This is a genomic window from Pseudomonas sp. NPDC012596 (genome assembly GCF_042902325.1).
Taxonomy (GTDB): Bacteria; Pseudomonadota; Gammaproteobacteria; order Pseudomonadales; family Pseudomonadaceae; genus Aquipseudomonas.
Genome location: NZ_JBIBEB010000041.1, coordinates 1 through 3,172, shown reverse-complemented (window position 1 = coordinate 3,172; position 3,172 = coordinate 1). Strand labels below are relative to the sequence as shown.

The following is a 3,172-nucleotide window of genomic DNA, read 5'->3' as shown; positions in this document are numbered from 1 at the left end:
TGGCCCGCAGCCTGCCGGAATACATGGTGCCGGCGCAGTGGCTGTTCCTCGAAGCGCTGCCGCTGAGCCCCAACGGCAAGCTTGACCGGCGCCAGTTGCCAAGCCCGCAGGCGCAGGCACAGAAGGCCTATGTGGCGCCGGAGGGCGAACTGGAGCATGCCATCGCGGCGATCTGGCAGGACGTACTGCGCCGCGAACGGGTTGGCGTCACCGATAATTTCTTCGAATTGGGCGGTGATTCGATCATCTCCATCCAGGTTGTCAGCCGTGCCCGCCAGGCCGGGATTCATTTCACCCCCAAGGCACTGTTCCAGCATCAGACGGTGCGCGCCCTCGCGCGTGCGGCGCGTATCGGCGACGAGGCGGCAGTGCAGGCCGACCAAGGACCGGTTACCGGCGTGGTACGGCTGACGCCAATACAGGCGCGGTTCTTCGAGACCTGCAAGGTAGACCGGCAGCACTTCAACCAGTCGCTGCTGCTCGAGGTGCCTGAGGTTTACAGCGACACTGAACTTGAAGCTGCGCTGGCCATGGTTCATGGCCACCACGATGGGCTGCGGCTGCGCTTTGAGCAGCAGGCGCACAGCTGGCAGGCACGAACAGCCACGGTGGATGCCACCGATGGCCTGTTCGCCCGTGTCGCGGTCAGTGGCCTGGATGACCTGGCCGCGCGGGCCGGGCAGGTTCAGGCCAGTCTCGATCCTTGCAATGGGCCGCTGTTCCAGGCGGTGGTCTATCAATTGCCGGAAGGTCGCCGGCTATTGCTGCTGGTGGCGCACCACCTGGTGGTCGACAGCGTTTCCTGGCGTATCCTGCTGGAAGATCTGCAGCAGGTCTGCCAGCAATTGCAGCAGGGCGGGCAGCCGACGCTGCCGGCCAAGACCAGCGCCTTGCAGGCCTGGACCGCAGCGTTGTACGCCGAAGCCCAGTCCCCCGCGCTTCATGCCCAGCAAGCGTACTGGCGGGAGCAGTTGCAGGCAGTGACTGCATTGCCCTGCGACTACCCGCAGGGGGGCAAGGCCAACCGTGTTGGCCGCACCGTACAGACGCGGCTGGACAAGGAGACTACCCGGCGTCTGCTGCAGGAGGCCCCAGCCGCCTATCGCACCCAGGTCAACGACCTGTTGCTCACGGCACTGGCCAGGGTGCTGTCGGCCTGGACCGGGGCGCAATCAGTCAGCCTGCTGCTGGAAGGGCATGGCCGTGAAGATGAGCGTTTCAAGGGCATGGACCTGAGCCGTACGGTCGGCTGGTTCACGTCGCTGTTCCCGCTGCGCCTCACCCCGGAGCAGGCGCTTGGCGCGTCGGTCAAACGCATCAAGGAGCAACTGCGTGCTGTGCCGGACAAAGGGCTGGGCTTCGGCATGCTCTACCATCTGGCAGATGATTCTGCCCTGCGCGCCCTGGCGCTGCCGTCAATCGTGTTCAACTACCTGGGGCAGGTCAGCGCCGGTAGCGCTCGCGGCGAGGGGTTGGTGCCGGTGGGCCATGAGCGTGGCGCCGAGGTCAGCGCCGAGGCGCTGATGGAACATGAATTAAGCCTCAATGGCCTGGTGTACGAAGGTGAATTCACCTTGGGCTGGCGCTACAGCAGCGAGCGTTTCGACGAGGCGACCGTCCAGGCCCTGGCCGATGCTTATGCCCGGGAACTGAATGAACTGGTGGCGCACTGCACGCAGGCGGCCAATCAGGGCGTAACGCCGTCGGACTTCCCGTTGGCGCAGCTGAATCAGGCGCAACTGGATGCAATCGCTACCGAACCTGCCGCCGTGCAGGGCATCTACCCACTGTCGCCCATGCAGCAGGGCATGCTGTTTCACGGGCTGGGCGACGATAAGCGGGACGACTACCTCAACCAGATGTGCGTCGATGTGCACCACCTCGACGCGCAGCGATTCGAGCAGGCCTGGCAGCAAGTGGCCGCACACCATGACATTCTACGCACCCGCTTTGCGTGGCAGGGTGGCTTGCCGCGCCCGCTGCAGATTGTGCAGCGAACCGTGCAGGTACCGTTCAGAGTGCTTGACTGGCGCCACCTCGATGACCCGCAGCAGCAGTTGCGCTGCCTGGAGGACGACGAACTGGCGGCCGGTTTCGACCTGCAGGTAGCCCCCGCATTTCGCCTGACGCTGGTGCGCCTGGGCCAGGCGCTGCACCGGCTGATCTTCACTCACCATCACATCCTCATGGATGGCTGGAGCCTGTCGGCGCTGGTTGCCCAGGTGCTGCAGTGCTACAACAGCCACGCCTTGCCGGCGAACGAAGGCAGCTACGGCGAATATATCGGCTGGCTGGAGCAGCAGGACGGCAACGCCGCTGAAGCGTTCTGGCAGCAGCAACTGGCCGGGTTACAGGTGCCCACCCGACTGGTGGTGGCAGCCGCTCAAGGGGCGCGAGCTGAAGGTGAACTGCACAGTACGCTGGACGAGGCGGCAACAGAGCGCTTGGTCCAATTTGCCCGGGAGATGAAAGTTACCGCCAACACCGTGCTCCAGGCCGTCTGGCTGCTGCTGTTGCAGCGCCACAGCGGCCAGGACACGGTGGCGTTCGGGGCCACGGTGGCTGGGCGTCCGGCCGAACTGGCCGGCATCGAACAGCAGCTGGGGTTGTTCATCAATACCTTGCCGGTGATCGCTGCACCTCGCGCTGACCAGCCTCTGGGCGACTGGCTGCATGCATTGCAGGCGCAGAACCTGGCACTGCGTGAGTTCGAGCACACCCCGTTGTTTGATATCCAACGCTGGGCACAGACCGGTGGCCAGTCACTGTTCGACAGCTTGCTGGTGTTCGAGAACTACCCGATTTCCGATGCCTTGCAACAGGGCGAGGGCATGCGCACGCGCTTCGGGGAAGTACACAACCGTGAGCAAGGGCATTACCCGCTGGCCTTGGTCATCGGCCTGGGCCGGCAACTGACCTTGCACTGGCGCCATGCCGGCGAGTATCACGCGGACTTCGTGCAGGCCTTGGCCAGCCAGTTCGAGCACGTCCTGGCGCGCATGATCCAGAGCGCTGCGCTGCAGCCCGTGGGTGAGTTGCTGGCACCTGATCAGGCACTGCGTGAAACCGTGCTGGAACAGTTCAACGCCACCACCACCCCCTACGACCTGACCCAGACCGTGCACGGCCTGTTCGAGCAGCAGGTGCAGGCCAACCCCGATGCGCCTGCCTT

Annotated in this window: 1 protein-coding gene; it reads left to right on the top strand. The window is 64.8% G+C overall.

All coding sequences use genetic code 11. The features are described from left to right. Positions 1–3,172, top strand: a 3,172-nt coding sequence (locus tag ACFY68_RS26105) for a condensation domain-containing protein (RefSeq protein WP_387533570.1), incomplete at both ends; no start/stop codon positions are given.